Annotated in this window: 24 protein-coding genes; 7 read left to right on the top strand and 17 right to left on the bottom strand. The window is 56.0% G+C overall.

The window, feature by feature from the left end; translation table 11 throughout:
• Positions 1-3: 3 nt before the first annotated feature.
• Entirely contained in the window at positions 4-732 is a 729-nt protein-coding gene (locus BM347_RS09935; RefSeq protein ID WP_093916312.1) for a ComF family protein, read from the bottom strand.
• 18 nt (positions 733-750) lie between these two features.
• Between BM347_RS09935 and BM347_RS09930 the strand changes: the two genes are divergently transcribed.
• On the top strand, positions 751-1,569 hold the full coding sequence (locus tag BM347_RS09930) for a methyltransferase domain-containing protein (protein ID WP_093916311.1): 819 nt from the start codon (positions 751-753) through the stop codon (positions 1,567-1,569).
• 53 nt (positions 1,570-1,622) lie between these two features.
• A complete protein-coding gene (gene hemH, locus BM347_RS09925; protein WP_093916310.1) occupies positions 1,623-2,669 on the top strand; it encodes a ferrochelatase in 1,047 nt (348 codons plus the stop codon).
• Between the two features lie 132 nt (positions 2,670-2,801).
• On the opposite strand, the gene BM347_RS09920 is transcribed toward hemH, so the two are convergent.
• Entirely contained in the window at positions 2,802-2,984 is a 183-nt protein-coding gene (locus tag BM347_RS09920) for a hypothetical protein (RefSeq protein ID WP_093916309.1), read from the bottom strand.
• A gap of 140 nt (positions 2,985-3,124) precedes the next feature.
• Positions 3,125-3,730, bottom strand: a complete 606-nt coding sequence (locus BM347_RS09915; RefSeq protein ID WP_093916308.1) for a L,D-transpeptidase — start codon at positions 3,728-3,730, stop codon at positions 3,125-3,127.
• A 172-nt stretch (positions 3,731-3,902) separates the two neighbouring features.
• Between BM347_RS09915 and dalA the strand changes: the two genes are divergently transcribed.
• Complete coding sequence (gene dalA, locus BM347_RS09910; RefSeq protein ID WP_093916307.1) at positions 3,903-4,415, top strand: divisome-associated lipoprotein DalA; 513 nt, start codon at positions 3,903-3,905, stop codon at positions 4,413-4,415.
• A gap of 39 nt (positions 4,416-4,454) precedes the next feature.
• Here dalA and BM347_RS09905 read toward each other — a convergent pair whose 3' ends face one another.
• From BM347_RS09905 to hslO, 8 genes are all read right to left on the bottom strand, one after another.
• Positions 4,455-4,955 carry a L,D-transpeptidase family protein gene (locus tag BM347_RS09905; RefSeq protein WP_093916306.1) on the bottom strand — a complete coding sequence of 167 codons (501 nt, stop codon included), beginning with the start codon at positions 4,953-4,955 and terminating at the stop codon, positions 4,455-4,457.
• An 85-nt stretch (positions 4,956-5,040) separates the two neighbouring features.
• Positions 5,041-5,814, bottom strand: a complete 774-nt coding sequence (locus BM347_RS09900; RefSeq protein WP_093916305.1) for an ion transporter — start codon at positions 5,812-5,814, stop codon at positions 5,041-5,043.
• Between the two features lie 12 nt (positions 5,815-5,826).
• The gene (locus tag BM347_RS09895; protein WP_093916304.1) at positions 5,827-7,065 is read right to left on the bottom strand and encodes a class I SAM-dependent RNA methyltransferase; all 1,239 of its coding nucleotides are present in this window, start codon (positions 7,063-7,065) and stop codon (positions 5,827-5,829) included.
• Between the two features lie 39 nt (positions 7,066-7,104).
• Complete coding sequence (locus BM347_RS09890) at positions 7,105-8,934, bottom strand: ABC transporter ATP-binding protein (RefSeq protein ID WP_093916611.1); 1,830 nt, start codon at positions 8,932-8,934, stop codon at positions 7,105-7,107.
• A gap of 2 nt (positions 8,935-8,936) precedes the next feature.
• On the bottom strand, positions 8,937-10,772 hold the full coding sequence (locus BM347_RS09885; RefSeq protein WP_093916303.1) for an ABC transporter ATP-binding protein: 1,836 nt from the start codon (positions 10,770-10,772) through the stop codon (positions 8,937-8,939).
• 65 nt (positions 10,773-10,837) lie between these two features.
• A complete protein-coding gene (locus BM347_RS09880) occupies positions 10,838-12,022 on the bottom strand; it encodes a CCA tRNA nucleotidyltransferase (RefSeq protein WP_093916302.1) in 1,185 nt (394 codons plus the stop codon).
• Positions 12,001-12,543: a CoA pyrophosphatase gene (locus BM347_RS09875; protein ID WP_093916609.1), complete on the bottom strand. Its 543-nt coding sequence runs from the start codon at positions 12,541-12,543 to the stop codon at positions 12,001-12,003. The genes BM347_RS09880 and BM347_RS09875 overlap by 22 nt, the downstream gene beginning before the upstream one ends.
• Positions 12,544-12,586: 43 nt before the next feature.
• On the bottom strand, positions 12,587-13,573 hold the full coding sequence (gene hslO, locus BM347_RS09870; protein WP_093916301.1) for an Hsp33 family molecular chaperone HslO: 987 nt from the start codon (positions 13,571-13,573) through the stop codon (positions 12,587-12,589).
• Between the two features lie 77 nt (positions 13,574-13,650).
• On the opposite strand from hslO, the gene BM347_RS09865 reads away from it, so the two are divergent.
• Positions 13,651-14,097: an NUDIX domain-containing protein gene (locus BM347_RS09865; RefSeq protein ID WP_093916300.1), complete on the top strand. Its 447-nt coding sequence runs from the start codon at positions 13,651-13,653 to the stop codon at positions 14,095-14,097.
• Here the strand turns inward: BM347_RS09865 and BM347_RS09860 are convergent.
• Complete coding sequence (locus BM347_RS09860) at positions 14,084-15,346, bottom strand: PP2C family protein-serine/threonine phosphatase (protein ID WP_245764239.1); 1,263 nt, start codon at positions 15,344-15,346, stop codon at positions 14,084-14,086. The genes BM347_RS09865 and BM347_RS09860 overlap by 14 nt on opposite strands.
• 150 nt (positions 15,347-15,496) lie before the next feature.
• On the opposite strand from BM347_RS09860, the gene BM347_RS09855 reads away from it, so the two are divergent.
• On the top strand, positions 15,497-15,829 hold the full coding sequence (locus tag BM347_RS09855) for an Hpt domain-containing protein (RefSeq protein WP_093916299.1): 333 nt from the start codon (positions 15,497-15,499) through the stop codon (positions 15,827-15,829).
• A gap of 1 nt (position 15,830) precedes the next feature.
• On the opposite strand, the gene ilvA is transcribed toward BM347_RS09855, so the two are convergent.
• Positions 15,831-17,063 carry a threonine ammonia-lyase IlvA gene (gene ilvA / locus BM347_RS09850; protein ID WP_093916298.1) on the bottom strand — a complete coding sequence of 411 codons (1,233 nt, stop codon included), beginning with the start codon at positions 17,061-17,063 and terminating at the stop codon, positions 15,831-15,833.
• A 124-nt stretch (positions 17,064-17,187) separates the two neighbouring features.
• Here ilvA and BM347_RS09845 point away from each other — a divergent pair, with 124 nt between their 5' ends.
• The gene (locus tag BM347_RS09845) at positions 17,188-18,405 is read left to right on the top strand and encodes an argininosuccinate synthase (RefSeq protein WP_093916297.1); all 1,218 of its coding nucleotides are present in this window, start codon (positions 17,188-17,190) and stop codon (positions 18,403-18,405) included.
• Between the two features lie 92 nt (positions 18,406-18,497).
• Here BM347_RS09845 and BM347_RS09840 read toward each other — a convergent pair whose 3' ends face one another.
• Entirely contained in the window at positions 18,498-19,190 is a 693-nt protein-coding gene (locus tag BM347_RS09840) for a sulfotransferase-like domain-containing protein (protein WP_093916608.1), read from the bottom strand.
• Positions 19,190-20,098 carry a D-amino acid aminotransferase gene (locus BM347_RS09835; RefSeq protein ID WP_093916607.1) on the bottom strand — a complete coding sequence of 303 codons (909 nt, stop codon included), beginning with the start codon at positions 20,096-20,098 and terminating at the stop codon, positions 19,190-19,192. Before BM347_RS09835 ends, BM347_RS09840 begins: the two co-directional genes overlap by 1 nt.
• A gap of 147 nt (positions 20,099-20,245) precedes the next feature.
• Between BM347_RS09835 and msrA the strand changes: the two genes are divergently transcribed.
• The gene (gene msrA, locus BM347_RS09830) at positions 20,246-20,911 is read left to right on the top strand and encodes a peptide-methionine (S)-S-oxide reductase MsrA (RefSeq protein ID WP_093916296.1); all 666 of its coding nucleotides are present in this window, start codon (positions 20,246-20,248) and stop codon (positions 20,909-20,911) included.
• Here msrA and BM347_RS09825 read toward each other — a convergent pair.
• The gene (locus tag BM347_RS09825; protein WP_093916295.1) at positions 20,901-21,788 is read right to left on the bottom strand and encodes a ribokinase; all 888 of its coding nucleotides are present in this window, start codon (positions 21,786-21,788) and stop codon (positions 20,901-20,903) included. The two genes, msrA and BM347_RS09825, sit on opposite strands and share 11 nt — an antisense overlap.
• Entirely contained in the window at positions 21,785-24,043 is a 2,259-nt protein-coding gene (locus tag BM347_RS09820) for an NADP-dependent malic enzyme (RefSeq protein WP_093916294.1), read from the bottom strand. The genes BM347_RS09825 and BM347_RS09820 overlap by 4 nt, the downstream gene beginning before the upstream one ends.
• Positions 24,044-24,192 lie beyond the last annotated feature (149 nt).

Below are 24,192 nucleotides of genomic sequence, written 5' to 3'. Positions count from 1 at the left end.
GACTTAGGTGTCTTTGGCTGCTCTTGCCAGTGTAACCACGCGTATCTGCCCTGCGCCTGCGTCAATACAGGCCCGTGCGGCCGCAAATAGCGTCGCGCCAGACGTCATGACATCATCAACAATCAACACGGGCCGGCCCTGCATCAAATGCTGGCGCTTTGGATGGGCGCAAATTGCGTTTTCCAAAATCTCGAACCGCTCATGGCGGGTTTTACCTTCTAAGGATGCGGTTTTGCGCACCCGTTGCAGTAAATCGGGGCACCAATCCAACCCTGTTTCCAAGGCCAAAGCACGTCCCAGCAATCCCGATTGATTATAGCGCCGCTTGACCAGCCGCTGCCAATGCAGGGGCACCGGTGCGATCAACGTATCAGCGGGTAATTTGCCCCCTAAAGAGCGGGCCATCCAGACCGCAGCTGGTTTCGCGACTTCCTGCCGGTCGCCATGCTTGAGCGCCAGAACCATTTTGCGGCCCATCTTCGCGTATAACAGCGCCGAACGCCCCCGCACCCACGGCGGCGGATGGGCAAGGCAACTGTCACAATGCGCTACCTCCCCCGTATCCCCACCGGGCAAAGGGATACCGCAGCTATCGCATATCACACCGCCAACAAATACCGTATCGCCCCAGCAGGGGCCACACAGACCCGCATGCGCATCAACCGCCCCGCCGCAACACAGACAGGCAGGTGGATAAATCAATCCAACAGCGGTTTGTAACTGGGCCAGCATGACCTTATTATTCCTTGCATGAACGCACAAAACATCCTCACGGACATCTCCGCCCTATCTCGCAGCCGCAGCCGTGCCAGCGATGATGGGTTATTCCTGCACCGCGCCGCCCTGGACGAGGTTCAGGATCGGCTAAGCTTGGTTAACAGGACGTTTAACAAACCGGCGGTTATAACCGGATTTCCGCAGGTTTGGCGCGATCTATACCCCGATGCCCCTGTTGTGCTGGACGCAGACACCCTGCCGTTGGACCAAACAGCGCATGATCTGGTGGTGCACGGGCTGGGTCTTCATTGGGCGAATGACCCCGTTGGCCAGATCATCCAATCGCGTCGCGCCCTTGAACCGGACGGTCTGTTTCTATCGGTCAGCTTTGGTGGTCAAACCCTGAACGAACTGCGCGCCTGTCTGGCACAGGCCGAGGCGCAGATTACCGGCGGGCTATCCCCTCGGGTGGCCCCCATGGCGGAACTGCGCGATATCGGGGGCCTGCTTCAACGCGCGGGCCTTGCCCTGCCCGTGGCTGATTCCGTGACGCTAAGGACCGAATATCGCGACATCTGGCATCTGATGCGCGACCTACGTTCCATGGGCGAAGCAAACGCCATGCAATCGCGTCTGCGCAAACCCACCCGGCGCGCGGTGTTCGATGCCGCAGGTAAGCTGTACCAAGACAACTTTGGCACCGACACAGGCCGGATTTCCGCGACCTTTGAAATGATCTTTCTGGCCGGATGGGCACCCTCTGACAGCCAGCCCAAACCGCTGCGCCCCGGCTCTGCGCAGCAACGGCTTGCCGATGCGCTTGCCACTGATGAAACGCCGCTGACCGATTGACCTGCCAGACAAACCGTCTATCTCACGGTTCATCACGCGAAAAGGATACACCAATGACCAAGACCTGCCCAGTTCATGCCCAGCCGGATCACCCCAAGATCCCGACACCCAAAGTGGGCATTCTGTTGGCCAACCTTGGTACGCCAGATAACTATGACTACTGGTCAATGCGCCGTTATCTAGGGGAATTCCTGTCAGATCGCCGCGTCATCGATTACAGCCCGTGGCTGTGGCAACCGCTGCTGCAACTGGTGATTTTGACCAAACGCCCGTTTACCAGCGGTGCCGCGTACAAATCGATCTGGAACGAAAAAGACGGCGAAAGCCCGTTGATGACCATCACCAAAGCGCAAACAACCAAGATCAAAGAGACGATGCAGGCGCGGTATGGTGACGCAGTTATGGTCGATTTCTGCATGCGTTATGGTAACCCGTCGACGGAATCCAAGGTCAAAGCGATGGTCGAAGCGGGCTGTCAAAAGATTTTGTTTTTCCCGCTGTACCCGCATTACGCCGGGGCCACTTCTGCCACCGCAAATGATGCGTTCTTTGCCGCTTTGGCCAAGGAAAAATGGCAACCGGCCGCGCGGACGGTTGAGCCCTATTTCGACCGTCCCGATTACATCGAAGCACTGGCCACATCGATCGAGCAAGCCTATGCGAAAATGGACACCAAGCCGGACAAGCTGCTGTGCTCCTACCACGGTGTGCCGCAGCGCTATTTGATGGAGGGTGATCCCTATCACTGCCAATGCCAGAAAACGACGCGCTTGCTAAAGGAACGGTTGGGCTGGGACGACACCCAGATCATGACAACCTTCCAGTCGAAGTTTGGCCCCGAGGAATGGTTGCAGCCCTATACGGTGGAAGAGGTCGCGCGTCAGGCCGAGGCTGGCAATAAAAAGATCGCCGTTTGCGCGCCTGCATTTTCAGCCGATTGCATCGAAACGCTGGAAGAGATCAACGAAGAGATCAAAGAAAGCTTTGAGCACGCAGGCGGCGAGGAGTTTCACTACATCCCCTGCCTGAATGACGACGAATTGCACATCAAAGCGCTGTCGAACGTGATCGAGGAAAACCTGCAAGGCTGGATCGACTAGGCGAAATTCGCCAGATCATTTCGCGTTATCCGCTTATGCGTAAGAACCGGATAACGTGTTATCGTTTTCAGAAAAAGACACAAAAAAAGGCGGTGCAAAAGCACCGCCTTCTCTTTAGCAACTTCGACTAAATTAGTCGGAAGCAACAGCTGCGGCTACGAGAACCAGCAGCAACAGAGGAACCAAAGCGCCGGAAGAAGAAGAGGTGGACTCTTCAACGATTACGGGTGCTTCGATGACGGGATCTGCCAGCGAGCCAGCAAATGCAGTCGATGCAGCAGCTGTCAATGCAGCGGCGAGAACGAGTTTCTTCATATCATAACCTCCAGAAAAGGCGTGCCTCACTGTGTGATAGCACGCGCCCAAGACTTACCTCGTAAGACTTTCTAAACAGCATCAGCGTGTGATTGCAAACCCGGATTCAGCCTCCGATCCACAGAAACAAGAAAATATCGTCAAATTAGCAACACTTGTGTACCAACATTGGTCAGCTCGAAAAGCTCGGCGATATGTTCATTATACAATCCAATGCATCCGTTCGAAGAACGGCGGCCAATCTTGCGCGTGTCGTGGGTGCCGTGGATACGATAATACGTCCAGCTCAGATACAACGCGTGGGTTCCCAAGGGGTTGTCGGGGCCCGGCCCGATAACGGCTGGCCACTCAGGGTTGCGTTTGAGCATGGAAGGCGTCGGCCGCCAGGTGGGGCCTGTCACCTTTTGAATTACGCTTGTCCGGCCACGCCGCGTCAGCTCCGCGGTCAGCGGAACACTGGACGGGTACAGCTTGTAAACTGACTGATCCTCAGACCAGAAATGCACCGCACGGCTGTCGATATCAACCAACACAGCACCCTTTTTGGTGTCATTGAAATAGGGTCGCCAATCCAACGTGCGAAAGCTTGAAATATTGCGCCGGACGGTCTCGGTTATGTCCCGCTCGGTTTCTGTGGTTTCGGCGTCGTTAACGCTGCTCTGGGCTAGCGCAGGGCTGGCCAGCATTGCGGCACTTCCTGCCAAAAATGCACGCCGCGACGAGAGTTTAAACTTTTGGTCAGACATCGAATGTCTCCTGCGATTGGTAAAAGCCGTTGATTGCTACACATATATGGCCCGAAAGTCGCAGTATCAAATCAAACCAACGTTAACTGGCGCACTCACGCCGATGTGCGTTTGATCTGCAACGCAGGGCGGGGTAAGGCATCAAATACCCTCAAATGCGTGGAGCTGCGCCATGATCCGTCTATTATCCATTATGATTGCCCTGTCTGTGGCCTTGGCCGCTTGCGCGCCCGCCCCGGAACCAAGGATGGGTGCAGACGGCAAACCCCTGCCGCAGCTTTACCGGATCAGTCGCAGTGATTCCGGTAAACTGCAATTCCGCATGCTTGATTCGGTCAACGCATTGCGCGGCGCATCCGGTCTGGGACAGGTTCAATTGAATTCTGCGCTGAACGCCGCCGCCGCAACCCATTCGCGCGATATGGCAAATCAGAACCGCCCCTGGCACTTTGGCTCTGACGGGTCATCCCCCGTCGATCGCATTCAACGCGTCGGCTACGAGGGCGAATTGGTGGGCGAGGTGATCTCGGAAACCTATGAGACCGAGCTGGAAACCCTTGCCGCGTGGATGGAACAGCCAGACACCCGCCGGATCATCATGTCAGCCGATGCGCAGAACCTGGGCTTTTCCTGGTATCAGGAAAGCAACGGCAAGATCTGGTGGACCATGGTGCTGGGCAAATGACCAAACAGGAAATTTGCCCCCGGCACCTCTTAACCTGATTTAGGGATTCAGCGCGATGGGTGTACCATCCCCCACCATCGCGTAAATCTCTTCGATGTCTTTATTGGACACTGACAGACAGCCCCACGTCCAATCATGGCGGTTCTTTTCACCAGGCTTTTTCTGACCGTGAATAAAGATATCGCCACCGGGCTTTTTATTCATCGACGCCGCCATCGCACGGTCGGCCTGATTTGGGTATGAAATACCCAAGGATAAATGGAATTTGCTGTTCGGATTGCGCCGGTCAATCAGATACAGCCCCTCGGGCGTTTTTCCGTCGCCTTCATACTGTTTATGGCCAACAGGCGCGAATCCCAACTTGAAATCATAGGCCTTCAGCACTTGATCCCTGTGCAGCAAGAACATTCGGCGGTCGCCTTTATTGGCGATCACATAGGTAACCTGCGGGCCGTTATACCGTTTGAATTTGCTCTCACCGCCACACGCACCAAGGGCCACCAACGCGGTGCCGCCCAGAATTAGATTTCTGCGTTTCATTCTCATGCCTCGTTTCGCCATGGCCTTTTCGACCTTTATCAGCTTCGCCTAGCATGTAGCAAAAATTTTGAACCTCAAAAAGCCGTTACTGGTGCTGCTTTTCTGCCAACTGCTTCTCAATCGCCACCAGCTTGCGCATGACTTCCTCGCGGTAAACGTCCGTGCGCTCCAGCTCGTCGGCCTGATGGGCATCTTGCATCGAGTTGACGATTAAACCCACCAAAAGGTTCACCACGGCAAAGGTTGTCACCAGAATGAACGGCACGAAAAACATCCACGCATAGGGATAAACCTCCATCACGGGGCGCACGATCCCCATGGACCAGCTTTCCAACGTCATGATCTGAAACAAGGAATATGCGCTTGCTTGCAGCGATCCGAACCACTCAGGGAACGCATCGGCAAACAGTTTGGTCGCGATCACGGACCCGATGTAAAAAATGATCGTCATCAGCAAAAACACCGACCCCATGCCCGGCAAGGCGGTAATGAACCCTTCGACGACGCGACGCAAACGCGGTGCGACCGAGATCACCCGCAAGATCCGCAAAATGCGCAGCGCCCGCAGCACCGACAGGCCCTGCACGGCGGGAACAAGCGCTATCCCCACAACCGCAAAGTCGAACAAATTCCAGCCGTTTCTGAAAAATCCGGTGCCGCGCGCAAAAATCTTGATCGCGATTTCGACGATAAAAATCGCAAGGCAGACGGAATCGAGGAACATAATCGCCGGGCCAAACGCTTCCATCAGCGCGGGCGCGGTTTCCATGCCCAGCAACGCGGCATTAAAAATGATCACACCAATAATGAAATTGCTAACCATTGGGCTTTCGACCCAATTACCTAGACGTTCGCGCATGAAGATGATGCCCTAATTACGTTTGCGTTTAACCTCGGGGGCAGTGAACTGCGCCGCAAGCTCCACATGGGAAGACCAGCGGAATTGGTCAACAACCTGCACCCAATTCAATGCATATCCCGCAGCAATCAATACGGCGGCATCGCGCGCAAAGGTCACGGGATTACACGACACATAGGCCACGACGGGCGGCATCGCCTTGACGATCTCGGCCACCTGCGCCTCGGCCCCGGCGCGGGGCGGGTCCAGCACAACCGCATCGGTTTTTGCCAGCTCATCGGGCAGCAACGGACGGCGGAACAGATCGCGTGCCTCAAACGTCACAGGTTTTAGCCCCTGCGCCATCCGCCAACCGTGATCCAACGCTGCTGTCATCAGCGCGTCACCCTCAACAGCATGCACTTCGGCGGTTTCAGCCAGCGGTAAGCTGAACGTACCGCAACCCGCGAACAGGTCGATGACATGCCGCGCAGTCCCGACTGCTTCGCGCACTGCTGTCACCAACGCCGCTTCGCCCTGGGGGGTGGCCTGCAAAAACGCACCGGGCGGCGGCGTTACCTTGGCCACACCAAAGCGTTGGATAGGCGGCGTGCGCATGGCAATCACCTCGCCATCCCACGTCAAACGGGCAAGGCCCAGACTGTCACACAGATGCGCAAGCTCTTGGCGCAATGGGCCATCCAGCGGTTTGCCGTTCTGAACCGAAATGTCCAACCCAGCCCGCGACGTTGTCACAGTCACCGCCAGAGGGGCCTTGCGGCTGGTACCCATGATGGCCAGTTGTTCAGCAATCGGTATCGCCGCCAAGACCGCCGGATCGAGCAATTTGCAGTCCGGTATTTCGATCACCACGTCCGACCCGCGTCCGTGAAACCCGGCCATCGCGCCCTTTTTGGTACGTTTGGCGGCAAAGGTCGCCCGGCGACGTGATTGAGATGGCGAGGTGTGGATCGGCTTGAAAACAGTCTCTATCCCGTGGGCATCCAGCGATGCCTGAACCACACCCAGCTTGAAATTCGCGACATATTCATCCGACGCGTGCTGCAACTGGCAACCGCCGCAGGCCTTGAAATGGCGACACGGTGCGGCCACACGGTTTTCCGACGGCTTGACGATGCGGATGTCTGTCAGGGCTTGGCCATCAGGCGTGCCCGTGACGACCTCCCCCGGCAAAGTCATGGGGGCAAAAAGCGGGCCTGCGGCAATGCCGTCGCCCAAATGACCAAGTCGCTGAATTACATATTCTGTCATGCACCGCGCATAGCGCGAAGGAAGCGCCAGCAAAAGCCCCTATTCAGCGGCCTCCATATCCAGAAACCCGCCCGACTGCCGCTGCCAATACCGCGCATAAAGCCCGTTTTTCGCCAACAGCGCCTCGTGTGTTCCCATTTCAACGATCCTGCCCGCGTCCATGACGGCGATCCTGTCCATCTCGGTCAGGGTCGACAGACGATGCGCGATGGCCAGAACGGTCTTGCCCTCCATCACACGGCTCAGCGCGGATTGAATGGCCGCTTCAACCTCGCTGTCCAGCGCGCTCGTCGCCTCGTCCAGAATCAAAATCGGCGCGTCTTTCAAAATCGCACGGGCCAAAGCAATACGCTGGCGTTGCCCGCCAGACAGTTTGACGCCTCGTTCGCCCAGATGCGCAGCATAGCCTTTGCGCCCGGTATGATCTTGCATGTCCTTGATAAATTCATGCGCCTCGGCCTTGGTCGCGGCGGCGATCACCTCGTCCTCGGTCGCGTCGGGTTTACCATACCGGATGTTGTCAAAAGCCGACCGGTTGAACATGGCCGTTTCCTGCGTGACCATGCCAATCTGACGCCGCAGGCTTTCCTGCGTGACGTTTGCAATATTCTGACCGTCGATCAGAATGCGCCCTTCCTCGAGGTTATAAAGACGCAACAGCAGCGAAACGAGGCTGGATTTACCGGCACCAGAGGCCCCCACAATACCCAACTTCTCACCGGGTTTGATATCAAGCGTCAGCTGTTCAACGCCGCCGGTTTCGCGCCCATAGGTGAAGCGGATATCGTCAAAGTTGATTGCACCATCGCTCACGAGCAGATCCTGCGCGCCTTCTATGTCACGCAGCTGCTGGCGCGGCGTTAACGTGCGCATGCCGTCTTCGACCTCGCCCATATTCGCGTAAAGCGCCATCAATGTGAAACTGACCCAGCCTGTCATCTGGGCCAACCGCAACGAAACAGCCCCCGTCGCTGCAATATCGCCTGCCGTCACCAGACCCAGCGACCAATACCACAGCGCGCCACCGACCAGCAGCACAGGCAAAAGCCCGGCAATCGTCATCAGCCAAAACCGAAAAGCGACACTAACCCGACCAAAATCAAGGCTTGTGCCCAGAAATTTGTTCATCGCACCAAGCGCAGCGCGGTCTTCAAAATCGGCATGGGCGAACAGTTTCACCGTTTTGATATTGGTGATCGTATCCACCACCTGCCCCGTCACCATCGCCCGCGCACCGGCACGCGCCTGCGAAAACTTGCGGATGCGCGGCATGAAATGACGGATCAAAAAGATATAACCGACCATCCACAGAACCAACCCTGCGGCGATCCGCCAATCCACCGTTCCAAGCAACATGACAGCGCCAACAAAGGACGCAGCCGCGAAAATAACGGTATGGATCATTTCGACCACAACATCAGTCAGGGCGCGGCTGGTTTGCATCTCTTTCTGGGAGATCCGGCCAGCAAAATCATTGTCAAAAAACGTGACAGCCTGACCCAACGTATAGCGATGCAACCGCGACAGCGAGATATTGAAAATATTCGGCCCAATAACAATCGACTGCATATAGGAACTGATCCCAAAAAGCCCGGGCCGCAGGATCAGGAAGAACAGCAAACAGCCAATCATCAAACCGATCTGGTCGCTAAAAACGGCGCTTGGCGTCGATGACAGCGCCGCATCGACAACCCACCCCAACACAAGGGCGGCCAATACCTCGACCACACCGGCGATCATGGATAGGAAAGCGGCCAATGCCAGCGCGAAACCACACCCCTTTAGCGCCCAACTGAAAAAGGGCAGCAAGCGTTGCGGCGGGTCACCATCAGCGGGCGCAAACGGGTCAATCAGATTGGCAATCTTCATCTTCATTCGTCTTCCGTCTTGAGGAACCCGCCAGATTGCCGGCCCCAGAAATCAGCATATAGCCCGCCATTCGCCAAAAGCATGTCATGGGTGCCCTCTTCTACGATGCGCCCGTCATCCATCACCAAAATCCGGTCCATCTCGGCGATGGTCGAAAGACGGTGCGCGATGGCGATAACGGTTTTCCCCTCCATCATACCATAGAGCGTTTCTTGGATTGCGGCCTCGACCTCACTATCCAGCGCACTTGTGGCTTCGTCCAGCAGCAGGATCGGGGCGTTTTTCAGGATCACCCGGGCAAGTGCGATCCGTTGGCGTTGCCCGCCTGACAGTTTTACACCCCGTTCACCCACTTGCGCATCATAGCCCGATCGCCCGTCAGCATCCGCCAGATCATGAATAAAATCATGCGCTTGCGCTTGCTTGGCTGCCGCAATCACCTCGGCGTTCGTTGCGCTTGGCCGGCCATACAGGATGTTTTCGCGAATGGTGCGGTGCAGCAATGCGCTGTCTTGTTGCACCATCCCGATATTCTGCCGCAGGCTATCTTGCCCGACCTTAGTGATGTCCTGCCCGTCGATCAAAATCTGGCCAGTTTCAGGATCGTAGAACCGCAAAAGCAGCTTGACCAAGGTTGATTTTCCCGCGCCAGACCGCCCGATCAAGCCGATCTTTTCGCCCGGTCTGACGACCAGATTAACGTTGTCCAAACCACCTGACCCACGGCCATAGTGATGCGACAATCCGATCATTTCGACCCGCCCTTCAGTCAGGTCAAGCGGCCGCGCATCCGCGTCATCCACCAGCGTGATAGGTTGTGCAATCGTCTCTAACCCCTCGGACACGACACCGAGCTGCTGAAAGAACGTGGAAAGCGCCCACATGATCCATGCCGTCATGGAATTCAGCCGCAAGGTCAGCGCGGCGGCGGCGGTCACGGCCCCGACGGTAGCGTGACCTGCAGACCACAAATAGAATGCCCACCCCACAACGCCAACAATCAAAAGACCGTTCAACATGACCAGACACACATCCATGACCGTGAAAATGCGCATCTCTTTCTGAAAGGTGCGGCGCGCGTTTTCGATGGCAGATTTGGCATAATTTACCTCGCGGTCATGATGGGCAAACATCTTGACCGAATGAATATTGGTATAGCTGTCAACGACACGGCCTGTGACCTCGGACCGGGCATCAGACGCCGCTTTTGATGCGACGCTGACCCGCGTTACCGTCCAACGGGTCAGCATCAGATAAAGCGAGAACCAGATCACCAGCGGAATAAGCAGTTGCCAATCCGACGTGGTCAACAAAATCGCGGCACCGATCAGATAAGCCAGCGAATACGAAATCGCATCGAAAACATGGAATATCACCTCGCCCGCGGCGGGGGGCGTTTGCATGATTCGGTTGGCAATCCGCCCGGCAAAGTCATCCTCGAACCAGCCAACAGATTGCCGCAGCACCTGCCGATGCGACCGCCAGCGGAACAGCGCCCCGTAATTGGGCAAAATCGCGTTGTTCAACAACAGCACATCTAAGCCCTGCATCAGGGGCCGCAAAAGCAGGATAAAAAGCGCGACCAGAATGAATTCGGTCTTATAATTTTGCCAAACCTCGGCGGGCGACCCGTCCAGCAAGTCCACCAGACGACCCATGTAATAGATCAGCCCGATCTCGATCCCGGCGACAATGATCGACATGAAACCTGTCAGCAAAAACAGCTTTTTGAACGGCTTGCTATAATCCACAAAGAACGCCCACAGCCCGGTTGGGGGCGTATCCTGTTCGGGATACTCGACATAAGGGTCGACAAGGTTTTCGAAGAAACGAAACATAACAAGACTTCCAAATATATGGGTCGAGATATTCAGACCGCGCGGCACAAGTCCACCTTTTGCGGTCAGGTATTTGGCGTATCCAACAAAGTGGCGCGATCAGCGACGAACCCGGATGCGATCCAAACCGCCTCTAGCTGCTTAAGCCGCTTGCCCAATGCAGGGCCTGAATACTCCGGCATCAGGTCGGATGACTTGATCGGGAACACGGCTTCGCTTGCGTGTTGAATCGTCTCTAACACAGTTAAATCGGGCGGTGTTTCGGCGATACAAGCGCGCAGCAACCAGGCACCTTGCGCGATTTTTACGTCGTGGCGGTAGGCAATCTCGGTTAGGGGTTTCCCCTCAAAAGCGGCGGCTTTCAATCGTTCCAAATCACGCGCATCCGCTTTGCTCAGCCTCAGACGCTCCGCAATATCATCGCCGCCCAGCGCGGCCAGCCGCCACAACCAAGTGACAGGCAAGCCCGAAAGCGTTTCAAAATGCACCAGCATAGCGATCCAGCGATCATCTGATCCGGGCAACACCGCGCCTAGAACCCCTGTCTGGCGCATCGCGGCTAGGGCGGGGGCAGGATCGGGGGCACGCAAAATCTTTTGCATCTCGGTGCCGACACGTTCGGCTGAAAGCGTCTCTAACCCGTCGGTATTCGATGCAATCGCAGATAATGCATCGGCGTCAAACCCTTCGGCAGGGTCCGAATACCACGCGCAAAACCGGAAAAACCGCAACGTCCGCAGATAGTCTTCGCGAATGCGGGCATCAGCGTCTTCGATAAACCGCACACGGCGGGCCCGCAGGTCGGCCATCCCCTCGAGCGGATCAATAACCCGCCCTTCGGCATCGGCATAAAGCGCGTTCATCGTGAAATCACGACGACGGGCGTCATCATCAATATTATCGGAAAACGCAACGACGGCGCGGCGTCCGTCGGTTTCGACATCGCGGCGAAAGGTTGTGACCTCGAACCCTTTGCCGCCGCTGACGACCGTCACCGTTCCATGTTCAACGCCCGTTGGAACCGCCTTTAACCCAGCCTTACGCGCCAACGCTATTACCCGTTCGGGCAAGGCATCTGTCGACATGTCCACGTCACTATCCGCCAAACCCAACAATGCGTTACGCACGCAGCCCCCGACAAAGTAAATACGGTGGCCGCCCGCCTCGATCGCGTGGGCGACCGCTTGCGCATCCGCATCGGCAAGCCAGCTGGTATCGCCGGAAAGGGTTATGTCATACGTTCGCACCATGCCCGCAGCATACGCGCGGTTGCACCCCAAATGTAATAGGGGCCGTAGGGAACAACGTAATAATGCCGTTGTTTTCCGCGCCAGCGACGCGATTGCACCAAATAATTATCGACGTTCAACACATGGCTTAGGGGGACGGTGAACACTTCCTCGACCTCGCCGGGCTCTGGGATAATGTCGAAAACGTCTCTAACAAGGCCCACAACAGGGGTTACGTGAAAGCTGGTCACGGTTTCATGCGCGGGCAACGTTCCCAAAACCTCGACCAGCTCGGTCGGCAGGCCGATCTCTTCACGGGCCTCGCGCAAGGCCGCAGCGATCACATCAGCATCGCCATCGTCTTGCTTGCCACCAGGAAACGCGATTTGCCCCGGATGATGCTTCAGCGCCGAGGATCGCTTGGTCAGGATCAGCTCGAACTGGCCGTTTTTTTCAACAATAGGGGCCAGCACGCCGGCAGGACGCAATTTGCGATCTGCCGGCAGCAATACATCCTTGTTCAGATCGAAATCGGACGACATGACACCAGTTTGCGCCAGCGCCGTCCGAAAATGGTTTATCTGATCATTCAGCACGGGCGGATTCGGCGTCAAATCCGACAGTTTTAGGATCAAGGTCGTAATGCGCGCTACAGAACTGACAATCTGCGGTCACGCGCCCGTCTTCTGTTGTCATCTTTTCGATGTCCTTGGCCGAATAGATCGACAGGCTTTGGCGCACACGATCTTCTGAACACGAACACCCGAAACGCACGGCCTGTGCATCAAAGACACGCGGCGTTTCCTCGTGAAACAGGCGCAGCAACAGATCCGTAGGCGGCAAACTTGGGCCGATCAGCTCCAGCTCGTCCACGGTGTCCAGCAGCACATTGGCGCGACGCCAGTTCTCGCCCTCTTCGCCCTCGACCAGATCATCAGGTGTCAGGATTTCACCTGTACCTTCGGATTTGGCGGCAAAGGGCGATGCTTTGGGCATGTGCTGCAACATCACGCCGCCCGCGCGCCAATGCTCGGGCTCGCCCGGCATGGATGATTTGCCAAAGCTCAGTTGAAACCGCGTTGGCAGCTGTTCGGACTGCGCAAAATAAGCCTCGGCGCAGGCAGACAACGACCCACCGGCAAGCGGCGTAATCCCTTGATAAGGGGTCATGCCCTCGCCCTGGTCGATCATGACGGCGAAATACCCCTCGCCGACCTGATCAAAGGCAGGCGCGTCGGTAATGCGATCCGCATCAAAGCTGGCATAGGCGCGTATCCGGGCCGGGGCACCTTCCTCGGTCGGGCCGTAATAATCCACGGCAATCATGCGTACGGCACCTTTGGACTGGACCTGCAGCTGCAATTTCCAACGCAGTTTGATCGTCTGGCCGATAAGCGCAGCAAGCAAGGCCATCTCGGCAACCAAGGCTTCTACCTTTTCAGGATAGTCGTGCTGACGCAAAATCCCCTCGAGAACGCCATCTAAACGGGCCACGCGGCCCCGAATGTCGGACGCATCCAGTTGAAAGGGCAGAACGGTGTCGTCCCACGCGATTTTATTTCCTTGGCTCATCAGACTTTCCTTACAGGCGGGCACTTGGCATACCGCGTCTATATAAGGGCAACAAGCCGCACGAAAAGGGGTGTAATATGCTGCGAAGATTTGGCGAGCCGCCATTGGCTGGCAAAAACTATACCATTCGGCCCGGTGCCTATGCAATTTTGCCGCTGAAAAACCGGTTTTTAATGACAGCGCAGATGTCGCCCGAGGTGGATGTTCAACTGCCCGGCGGTGGCATCGATCCCGGCGAATCCCCCTTGCAGGCGCTTCACCGCGAGGTGATGGAGGAGATCGGTTGGAAGATCGGATACCCGCGTCGGATGGGTGCCTTCAGGCGGTTTGTTTACATGCCGGAATACGATCTATGGGCCGAGAAACTGTGCCATATCTATGTTGCGCATCCGATCCGCCAGATCGCCGATCCGATTGAACCTGATCACGCCACCATTGTGCTATCCGCCGAGGAATCTTTGGCCGTATTGGGCAATGATGGGGATCGGTCCTTTCTACAGGAATACTGCGCTAACGGCCTGTAAATTCAAACAATATCCCTGATACATCATCGGGGAACTCGGCATGTCCGGAAAACTCGGACAGCTTCCATAAAATCGCCTCCAGCAGCGGGGGGCCTGACACCTCGCGCAATGCATAAAGCATGTTCGCAAGGCCCTCTTCCTCAAGCAACGCGCCAACAGGGTCGGGGCATTCGGTCACCCCGTCCGACAGGATCAACAACCGGTCGCCGGGGTGTAGATCTACCTCAAATTTTTTGTATTCAACCTTGGCCATCAACCCGACAGGAAAGCCGCCCGGCCCGTTTTGTTCGATTGTGCCATCTCTGCGCTGGACCACAGGATGAGGGTGGCCTGCTTGACACATCTCGACATTGCCGGACTTCAAATCGACCTTCGCCAAAAGCAGCGTAAAATAATGTTCGGTTTCCATCTCGCTGAGCACCAAATCGTTCAGCTCGGAAACGACCTGCTCTGGCGGGCGCATCGTATAATCGCCATCACTATTGCGGGTCAGCGCAATATTTTGATCGGGCACCGCAGCCGAAAGATAGCCGGCCAACCGCGCCGTCATCAGCGCAGAGCTGATCCCGTGACCCGAAACATCAATGCCAAAAAGCCCCAATTTTGTGTCGTTAACCGGAAAAAACCCAACCAGATCCCCGCCGACATGACCGCTGGAGCGCAGCAAGAGCGATAGCTTTCCCCCTTCAAAATCCCGTGTACGTTCGCGCACCAGCGATTGCTGGAGTTTCTTCGCCTCAATCAGATCCTTGTCCAGAAGATCATACACGCGCTGCAATTCATTCAATGTATGTGTGATAATCAGGTTTTTGTCCGTAAGCTGGCGCTGCATCTCCAAGATACGTTCGCCCGCTGCAATCCGGGCGCGCAGTTCATGAACGTCTACCGGTTTGCTCAGAAAATCATCGGCGCCGCTATCCAATCCCTTGGCGACTTCGGCCTTCTCGCTTTTCGAGGTCAGCAAGATAAAATAGCCATATTGCGTTTCGGATAACGCCCTGAATTCGCGGCAGAATTCTAGGCCAGACATGCCCGGCATCACCCAATCGCTAAGCACCAGATCGGGCAGCCGGTCCTTGCATTTTTCAATTGCCTCAGGGCTCGATGCTGCGTCGACCACCGAGAAGCCCCATTTTCTGAGCGACGCGCTTAGAATCCGGCGCTGCAATTTGCTGTCATCCACAACCATAGCAAGCTGCATAACGCCATGGCGCTGCGGCGGTTCTGAAATTTGCGTGTTCTGCTGCATCGAAGGGGCCGTTCAAAACTGTGAAAGCACCGCTCTACTGCACAGCAGTTTAACAGCCCATGAAACCTAAAACTTGAACAAACAAACCTCGTTGGCCCACGCGCCGTTAATCCGCATGGTCTATCATTTGGGAGGAAAGGAAACCGCACCATGATTGACTGGGCACAAGTAAACACCTTGCGGGACGACGTCGGCCAAGAAGACTTTGCCGAAATTGTCGAAATTTTTATCGACGAGGTAGAACATGTTATCGAAAAGCTGCGCACTGTGCCCGACCTGAACACCCTTGGCGACGATTTGCATTTTCTCAAGGGTAGCGCGCTGAACCTTGGATTTCTGGCCTTTTCAGAACAATGCCAACTGGGCGAAACCAACTCTGCCGCGGGGCATGCCGACCAGGTCGATATTCCCGCGATTATATCTGCCTATGATGCGTCGAAAACAAAATTCATGAGCGAAATGCCCAGCGCATTGACCCCCTAGATCACAGCACAAACTGGGCCAGTGTTTCGTCATTCGTAATGTCGGTATAAGTAAATCCCGCGTCATTCAGTTGAGAGAGGAACGGGCCAAAACTGTCCGGGCTACGGGTTTCGATCCCGATCAGAACCGACCCAAAGTTGCGGGCGGATTTCTTGAGGTATTCAAACCGGCAGATGTCATCCTCTGGGCCAAGCATGGCCAGAAAATCCTTTAGCGCGCCGGGGCGTTGCGGCATGCGCAGGATAAAATACTTTTTCACGCCGGAATACCGCTGGGCGCGCTCCTTAACCTCGGGCAGGCGTTCGAAATCAAAATTCCCCCCCGACGCCACGCAGACAACGGTTTTGCCTTTGATCTGATCCGCCACATCGTCCAGCGCCTCGATTGACAGTGCACCGGCTGGCTCCAGCACGATCCCTTCGACATTCAGCATTTCGATGATGGTCACGCAAATGCGGTCTTCAGCCAGATTAATCACGCTCATTGGATCAATCCCCTTGAGGCGGTCAAAATTCCGCTGACCGATTTTGGCCACCGCAGCACCATCCACAAAGCTGTTGATCGGTGAAATATCCACCGGCACGCCGTGGGCCAAGGCGCCTGCCAAGCTGGGCGCGCCTTTGGGTTCGACAAAGGTGTAATCGCAGGCAGCACCAAAATAACTGTAGATCCCAGAAGACAGACCACCGCCACCAACAGGCAGAATGACACGATCCGGAATGCGCCCCAACTGCTGCTCAATCTCCACGGCGACCGATGCCTGCCCCTCGATCACATCCTCATCGTCGAAGGGCGACAAAAAATGCGCGCCTTCGCTGGCACAAAACTCCTGCGCGGCCGATAGGGTTTTATCGAAATAGTCGCCAACAAGCCGTACCTCGACCTGGGAACCTCCAAACATCTTGGTCTTCTGGATTTTCTGCTGCGGCGTCGTGACCGGCATGAAAATCACACCTTTCACCCCGAAATGACTGCACATAAAGGCAACGCCCTGCGCATGATTGCCCGCGCTTGCACAGACAAACAGCGATTGTTCCGGGATCACCTTGCGCATCGCATTGAACGCACCGCGCAGCTTGTAGGACCGAACCGGGCTTAGATCCTCGCGCTTGAGCCAAATATCAGCCTCAAACTTTTCCGACAGATGTTCATTGCGCATCAGGGGTGTCGCAGGGAACACATCGCGCATCGCTTTGGTCGCATTTTGCGCCAGGATCTGAAAATTATCGTTCATCAACGGCCTCATAAGATGATTATCCTTCGATACGGCCCCAAACGGGGGTGGTCAACGCAGCCTTCAATCTTGCTCACGCCTGTAAAACCCGATACCTCGCGATGCAAACCGCAAAGGAAACAACATGTCCGCGCCCAAAAAAGTTGTGCTCGCCTATTCCGGTGGGCTTGATACGTCGATCATCCTGAAATGGCTGCAAACCGAATACGGTTGCGAGGTGGTGACATTCACCGCCGATCTTGGCCAAGGCGAAGAGCTGGAGCCCGCCCGCGCCAAAGCCGAAATGATGGGTGCATCTGAGATTTATATCGAAGATGTCCGCGAAGAATTCGTGCGCGATTTCGTTTTCCCGATGTTCCGCGCCAACGCCCTGTACGAAGGGTTGTACCTGCTGGGCACATCCATCGCGCGGCCGCTGATTTCCAAGCGTCTCGTTGAAATTGCTGCTGAAACCGGTGCCGACGCTGTGGCCCACGGCGCGACCGGCAAAGGCAACGATCAGGTGCGTTTCGAACTGGCCGCCTATGCCTTGAACCCTGATATCAAAGTGATCGCACCTTGGCGCGAATGGGATCTGTCCAGCCGCACAAAACTGCTTGAATTCGCTGAGAAAAACCAAATCCCCGTCGCCAAAGACAAACGTGGCGAGGCACCGTTCAGCGTAGATGCAAACCTGCTGCACACATCCTCCGAAGGCAAAGTGCTGGAAGACCCCGCCGTTGATGCGCCCGAATATGTTTATCAGCGCACCGTCGCCCCTGAAGCCGCGCCAGACACGCCCGAATATGTTGAGATTGGGTTCGAGGCCGGCGATGCCGTCAGCATCAATGGCGAAGCAATGTCGCCCGCCACGATCCTGACCAAGCTGAACGAATTGGGCGGCAAACACGGCTGTGGCCGTCTCGATCTGGTCGAAGGTCGCTTTGTCGGGATGAAATCGCGCGGGATCTACGAAACCCCCGGCGGTACATTGCTGCTTGAGGCCCACCGCGGGATCGAATCGATCACCCTCGACCGTGGCGCGATGCACCTGAAAGACGAACTGATGCCACGCTATGCCGAACTGATCTATAACGGTTTCTGGTTCAGCCCCGAACGCACCATGTTGCAGGCTGCAATCGACGCCTCACAAACCCACGTCACCGGCACCGTGCGCCTGAAACTTTACAAAGGCCACGTGCGCACCGTCGGTCGTTGGTCTGATCATTCGCTCTATTCCGAGGCGCATGTGACCTTCGAAGACGACGCTGGCGCCTATGACCAAAAAGACGCGGCCGGCTTTATCCAGTTGAACGCCCTGCGTCTGAAGCTACTGGCAGCCCGTGACAAACGCCTTAAATAACTGAGGCGGCAACGATAATGAAAAGGCCTGGACGGAGTAATCTCTGACCGGGCCTTTTTTGTTGGCCATCAAGAGGTCTGACGGTGAAGCGATCACCTAATACGTTGATTATAAAGCCTATCATAATGGGGAAGCGCCTCTTCCAGAAGCAGTCCCTCATCCCCTGACAGCATCGGCAACGCCCCCTCGGCCCCGGCGAATCCCGTGCTTTTATGCACGGCCCCATACCAATGCGACGCCCAAATACCATCCTCTGCCCTAGCACCCGCTGGCCACGACAACATCGCCGGATCGAACGGCAGATCGATCGCATCACATAGCTTGCGCAACATCCCCTCTGGGTCAGAGCGGATATCGGCGGAATCGATGACCAAGCCGCCGATCTGATCATAAAGTGCCGTCTGCTGACCAAAACCGATATCGGCAAAGCTGGGTGCCTCGCGTTTCGCGCCATAGCTGGCAATCACGCGGGCGGGGTGCCGGATCAGATGAATGTTCACGCAATCCTCGGCCCATTTCATCGGAAAACCGTCCAGCATGTGATGGGGCATATGTTTCATGTAGATATGCGGCCTGCCCGACTGCGCACAAAGGGCGGCGACTTTTGCAGGGTCATTGTCTTGGGCGGCCAATATCTCGGCCCGCATCGGATGGTCCACGCCAGTTGCCGCCAGATAGGCCGCATAAAACGGCTCGTCCATCACCGCAAAATCAGCGCGGTTGCCAAAACTATACATCATCGCCGTGCTCAGATTGCGCGGGCCGGACCACATCGCGATCCGCATCAGGCGCATTCCTGCTTGATCAGATCCTTGTAAAGATCGCGCAACCGCAACGTCATCGGCCCCATTTGGCCGGTGCCAATTTGACGCCCATCAATGGATGCAACGGGCGTCTGCGCGCCAAATGTGCCGGTCAAAAACGCCTCATCCGCGCCATAGGTATCAACAAGCGAGAAGTTACGCTCAAAAACAGGAATATCATTGGCGCGGCACAGATCGATCACCTTTTGCCGCGTGATCCCGTTCATACAATAATCACCCGTGCTGGTCCAAACCGCACCCTTGCGCACGATGAAAAAGTTACAGGCGTTGGTCGTGTTCACAAAGCCATTGATATCCAGCATCAGCGCCTCATCTGCACCGGCCTTTTCCGCGGCGATACAGGCCAGAATGCAGTTCAGCTTGGAATGGCTGTTCAATTTCGGGTCTTGGGTCATCGGCAAACCGCGCAGATGTGGCACCGTGGCCAAACGGATCGGACGCGGAATACTGGGGCGTGAATGCTCCATAATTATTGTGATCGTCGGCCCCGATTGCGACAATGACGGATGTTGAAACGGGCGCGTTTTCACACCGCGCGTGATCATCAAGCGGGCATGGGCGTCCGTGGTCATAGCGTTGGCTTTTTGTGTCTCTAACAAGGCGGAAACCAACGTTTCACGAGACATTCCGATATCGATATCAATAGCCTTCGCAGCCTCGAAAAGACGATCGAAATGCTCATCCATAAAAGCCCAGCAACCATCATACAGCCGCAGCCCTTCCCAGATGCCATCGCCCAACATGAACCCGCTGTCATAAACGCTGATCATCGCTTGCGCCTTGGGCACAATCTGGCCGTTCAGGTAAATCAGTATCTCATTGTTGCGCGCGTCTTCTTCGGCCTGATGTGTGGTCACGTGATCTTGCATCGGTAATCCCCTTTTCACCGCGACGCTAAGAACTTCGCCAGCCCGCGCCAAGCCTGAAATTGAATTCAACAGCGCGTGAGATGTCCAAGCTGTGTGTTGCGCCATGCTGCGAACCACGTCACCGTTTAGTAAAAGAGGAGTTCCCCTATGCGCATCTTAACCAATATCAAACTGATCGTCCTGTCTGTCACCATCGGTTTAGGCCTCATCGCGCAGGGCACCAGCGCCAAAGCTGCCGGGACAGAGACGCTTTTGGTGGCTGGCGGGTGCTTTTGGTGCGTCGAATCCGATTTCGAAGGCGTCAAAGGCGTGAAGGAGGTCATCTCCGGTTTTGCAGGCGGATCGGTGAAAAACCCGACCTACAAACAAGTCGTCGCAGGCGGCACAGGCCATTATGAAGTGGCGCAAATCCAGTATGATCCGGCTGTAGTCAGCACCGATCAACTGCTTGCGATGTTTTTCCGGTCGGTCGACCCGACGGATGCGGGCGGTCAGTTTTGTGATCGCGGCGACAGCTATCGCACAGCGATATTTACCGACGGTCCCGCACAAAAGGCAGCTGCCGAAAAAGCCAAAGCAGATGCACAGGCCGCATTGGGAAAAGCAGTGGTTACACCGGTTTTAGGCAAAGCGGCGTTTTACCCCGCCGACGATTATCACCAAAATTACTATAAAAGCAGCGACCGGCTGGCATTCAGCAGCGTCGGTCTGGGCGTCAAGAAATCCGATGCCTACAAACGCTATCGCGACAGATGCGGTCGGGATCAGCGCGTGAAACAATTATGGGGCGATGCCGCACCATTTACGCATTAGGGCCGGTGTCGAAATCATGGTCCTGAATTTCCTTTAGGTCCGGGATCACATCTGCCGTTCCCTGCCGCGTCACCATCAAAGCGGCGGCTTGCATGGCCAGCGTGATTGCATCTGTCATCGCCAGCTTACGGTCAAGCGCAGCGACAAAATAGCCGGTAAAGGTGTCGCCGGCACCCGTCGTATCGACAGGCTTGACGGGATAAGCCGCAAAAGATTGTTCGCTTTTCCCTTTGTTAGAGACCCATTTACAGCCATTCTCGCCCAGAGTGACAATGATATCGTCGATAGGGAGCTGATCCAACGGTTGCCCCAGCGCCTGAACCAGATCAGCCGCTTCGCCCTCGTTCAAGACCAGCAGATCGACGTCACCCATCACATCCGCCACGACGTCTACCTCAAACGGGGCGGCGGCATAGGCCACACGAAGCCCCAACGTTTTCGCGGTACGGGCGGCAAATTCCTGACCCATAGTTTCGTTCTGCATCAACAGAAAATCACCGGGCGACGCCTCTGACAGGGCAGCACCAATGATCCTGTCGTCGACCTCGTGATTGGCCCCGCCAAATAGAACGATATTATTCTCACCATCTTCGGCCACACAGATATTCGCGTGGCCCGTTGGCACGTTGATCATGTGGATATGCTGCGTCTCAACCCCGTATTCCAACAGACGTTCGACCGCCCACTTTCCGTCAAGCCCGACGGCACCAATATGCATGACACGGGTACCCGCGCGGGCCGCGGCGACAGACATATTGGCACCCTTGCCGCCCAAACCTTGGTTAAAATCCTCGGCCGCGATCGTCTCGCCGGGTTTCGGCAAATGGCGCAGGTAATAGAAATTATCCGCGTTGATCGAGCCGAGGTTCCAGATCATTCGCCGACCTTACACGCCGCCAGAATTGCCATGTTCAGAATGTCATTGGCCGTTGATGTGGTTGAACAGATCTGGATCGATTTGTCCAAACCGGTCAAAATCGGGCCAATCACCGTCGCACCGGCCATTTCCTGCATCAATTTAACCGAAATGCTGGCCGAATGCCGCGCCGGAACCACCAAGATATTCGCAGGCCCGGTCAACCGCGAGAACGGGTAGTTCTTTTGGCTTTCCGCATTCAGCGCGACATCGACGGTCATCTCGCCTTCGTATTCAAAGTTAACGCCGCGGGTATCCAGAACGTTTGGCGCGCGCTGCATTTTCTCGGCGCGTTCGGAAATCGGATAGCCAAATGTCGAAAAGCTGACGAAAGCCACGCGCGGCTCTAGCCCCAGATGCCGCACAACTTTGGCACCGCTTTCAGCGATGTTCGCCAGATCATTCTCATCAGGCCATTCATGCACAAGCGTGTCACCGATAAACACAATCCGGCCTTTGTGCAGCACGGCGGTAATGCCGACCGCACCATGTTGCGCATCCGCATTGAAAACGTGGTTAATCCGCTCAAGCACATGTGCGGATTTGCGTGTCGCACCCGTTACCAGCCCGTCCCCATGCCCATGCGCCAACATCAAAGCCGCAAAAACATGGCGGTCACGCGCGGCAAGACGGTGAATGTCTTTGCTGTCAAAGCCACGGCGTTTCAGGCGGTCATATAGGAAGGTCTTGTAGGCCTCCAAGTGGGTCGTATTAGCCGCATTCACGATCTCAAGCTCGCGATAGGCGTCTTCCATCCCGGCGGCGGTCAGCTTGGCCTTTACGTCGTCAGACCGACCAACAACCAACGCTTTGCCCAGACCGGAGCGTTGATAGGTCACGGCAGCGCGCAGCACCTTGGGGTCATCGCCTTCTGCAAAAATCATACGCGCTTGGTTCGCACGTGCACGCGCATTGATACCGCGCAAAATGTTCGCCGTCGGATCCATGCGCGATTTCAGGCTGAGCTCATACGCGTCCATGTCGATGATCGGGCGCCGTGCCACGCCAGTGTGCATACCCGCGCTGGCAACAGCTGGCGGAATGCGGTGGATCAAACGCGGGTCAAACGGCGTGGGGATGATATAATCGCGGCCAAAGCTCAGATTTTTACCATAGGCCAGCGCGACCTCGTCCGGCACGTCCTCGCGGGCAAGGTTGGCCAACGCATGGGCGCAAGCGATCTTCATCTCGTCATTGATGGCACGGGCATGAATATCCAGCGCACCACGGAACAGATAGGGAAAGCCCAATACGTTGTTCACCTGGTTCGGATAATCACTGCGGCCCGTGGCAACGATGGCGTCGGGGCGAACTTCGTGTGCCTCTTCGGGTGTGATTTCAGGGTCAGGATTCGCCATGGCAAAAATCACCGGATTATCCGCCATACTGGCAACCATCGCAGGGGTTACGGCCCCCTTAACCGACACGCCCAAAAACACATCGGCGTCTTTCATCGCCTCTTCCAGGCTGCGCAAATCGGTCGCGGCGGCGTGTGCTGATTTCCACTGGTTCATACCCTCGGTACGGCCCTGATAAATAACGCCTTTGGTATCACACATGATGCAGTTGTTATGCTGTGCGCCCATCGCTTTGAGCAGCTCAAGACAGGCGATCCCGGCAGCCCCGGCACCGTTCAACACAATGCGCACGTCTTCGATTTTCTTGCCCGAAATATGCAGCGCGTTCAGCAGGCCCGCCGCACAAATCACCGCTGTCCCGTGTTGGTCGTCATGAAAGACGGGAATATCCATCTCTTCTTTCAGGCGCTGCTCAATGATGAAACATTCAGGTGCCTTTATATCCTCAAGGTTAATGCCGCCAAAGGTCGGGCCCATCAATTTAACCGCGTTAATGAACGCTTCCGGGTCTTCAGTATCCAGCTCAATATCGATGGAGTTCACATCCGCGAAGCGTTTGAACAGAACCGCCTTGCCCTCCATCACCGGCTTGGACGCCAACGCGCCCAGATTACCCAGACCCAAGACTGCCGTGCCATTTGAAATCACCGCAACCAGATTGCCCTTGTTAGTGTAATCATACGCCAGCTCAGGGTTTTCAGCGATCGATTCACACGGCACCGCAACACCAGGCGAATAGGCCAGACTAAGATCGCGCTGCGTTGTCATGGGGACAGTCGCGGAAATCTCGAACTTGCCGGGTGTTGGCTCTAGGTGAAAGGCAAGTGCCTCTTCGGATGTGATGCGGTTCTTGGACACTGGCAAAGCTTCCCTATTGTTTCAGGGCTTAATATCGACGAACTGCCCTGCGTACAATCATGATGGCGCTCACAGGCCTGCGACGTAACGAAGCCGATCTTGTTAACCGGTTAATATGCCATGCGGGTTTGGGAAATCTGACGGCAGGC

The organism is Sulfitobacter marinus (assembly GCF_900116285.1).
In the GTDB taxonomy this organism is placed as follows: domain Bacteria; phylum Pseudomonadota; class Alphaproteobacteria; order Rhodobacterales; family Rhodobacteraceae; genus Sulfitobacter; species Sulfitobacter marinus.
This window is presented reverse-complemented; position numbering and strand designations above follow the sequence as displayed.

Bases quoted from the DNA above. Each gene is read 5' to 3' on its own strand.
- BM347_RS09935 (WP_093916312.1), bottom strand. From the start codon at position 732: ATGCTGGCCCAGTTACAAACCGCTGTTGGATTGATTTATCCACCTGCC.
- BM347_RS09930 (WP_093916311.1), top strand. From the start codon at position 751: ATGAACGCACAAAACATCCTCACGGACATCTCCGCCCTATCTCGCAGC.
- hemH (WP_093916310.1), top strand. From the start codon at position 1,623: ATGACCAAGACCTGCCCAGTTCATGCCCAGCCGGATCACCCCAAGATC.
- BM347_RS09920 (WP_093916309.1), bottom strand. From the start codon at position 2,984: ATGAAGAAACTCGTTCTCGCCGCTGCATTGACAGCTGCTGCATCGACT.
- BM347_RS09915 (WP_093916308.1), bottom strand. From the start codon at position 3,730: ATGTCTGACCAAAAGTTTAAACTCTCGTCGCGGCGTGCATTTTTGGCA.
- dalA (WP_093916307.1), top strand. From the start codon at position 3,903: ATGATCCGTCTATTATCCATTATGATTGCCCTGTCTGTGGCCTTGGCC.
- BM347_RS09905 (WP_093916306.1), bottom strand. From the start codon at position 4,955: ATGAAACGCAGAAATCTAATTCTGGGCGGCACCGCGTTGGTGGCCCTT.
- BM347_RS09900 (WP_093916305.1), bottom strand. From the start codon at position 5,814: ATGCGCGAACGTCTAGGTAATTGGGTCGAAAGCCCAATGGTTAGCAAT.
- BM347_RS09895 (WP_093916304.1), bottom strand. From the start codon at position 7,065: ATGACAGAATATGTAATTCAGCGACTTGGTCATTTGGGCGACGGCATT.
- BM347_RS09890 (WP_093916611.1), bottom strand. From the start codon at position 8,934: ATGAAGATTGCCAATCTGATTGACCCGTTTGCGCCCGCTGATGGTGAC.
- BM347_RS09885 (WP_093916303.1), bottom strand. From the start codon at position 10,772: ATGTTTCGTTTCTTCGAAAACCTTGTCGACCCTTATGTCGAGTATCCC.
- BM347_RS09880 (WP_093916302.1), bottom strand. From the start codon at position 12,022: ATGGTGCGAACGTATGACATAACCCTTTCCGGCGATACCAGCTGGCTT.
- BM347_RS09875 (WP_093916609.1), bottom strand. From the start codon at position 12,543: ATGTCGTCCGATTTCGATCTGAACAAGGATGTATTGCTGCCGGCAGAT.
- hslO (WP_093916301.1), bottom strand. From the start codon at position 13,573: ATGAGCCAAGGAAATAAAATCGCGTGGGACGACACCGTTCTGCCCTTT.
- BM347_RS09865 (WP_093916300.1), top strand. From the start codon at position 13,651: ATGCTGCGAAGATTTGGCGAGCCGCCATTGGCTGGCAAAAACTATACC.
- BM347_RS09860 (WP_245764239.1), bottom strand. From the start codon at position 15,346: ATGCAGCAGAACACGCAAATTTCAGAACCGCCGCAGCGCCATGGCGTT.
- BM347_RS09855 (WP_093916299.1), top strand. From the start codon at position 15,497: ATGATTGACTGGGCACAAGTAAACACCTTGCGGGACGACGTCGGCCAA.
- ilvA (WP_093916298.1), bottom strand. From the start codon at position 17,063: ATGAACGATAATTTTCAGATCCTGGCGCAAAATGCGACCAAAGCGATG.
- BM347_RS09845 (WP_093916297.1), top strand. From the start codon at position 17,188: ATGTCCGCGCCCAAAAAAGTTGTGCTCGCCTATTCCGGTGGGCTTGAT.
- BM347_RS09840 (WP_093916608.1), bottom strand. From the start codon at position 19,190: ATGCGGATCGCGATGTGGTCCGGCCCGCGCAATCTGAGCACGGCGATG.
- BM347_RS09835 (WP_093916607.1), bottom strand. From the start codon at position 20,098: ATGCAAGATCACGTGACCACACATCAGGCCGAAGAAGACGCGCGCAAC.
- msrA (WP_093916296.1), top strand. From the start codon at position 20,246: ATGCGCATCTTAACCAATATCAAACTGATCGTCCTGTCTGTCACCATC.
- BM347_RS09825 (WP_093916295.1), bottom strand. From the start codon at position 21,788: ATGATCTGGAACCTCGGCTCGATCAACGCGGATAATTTCTATTACCTG.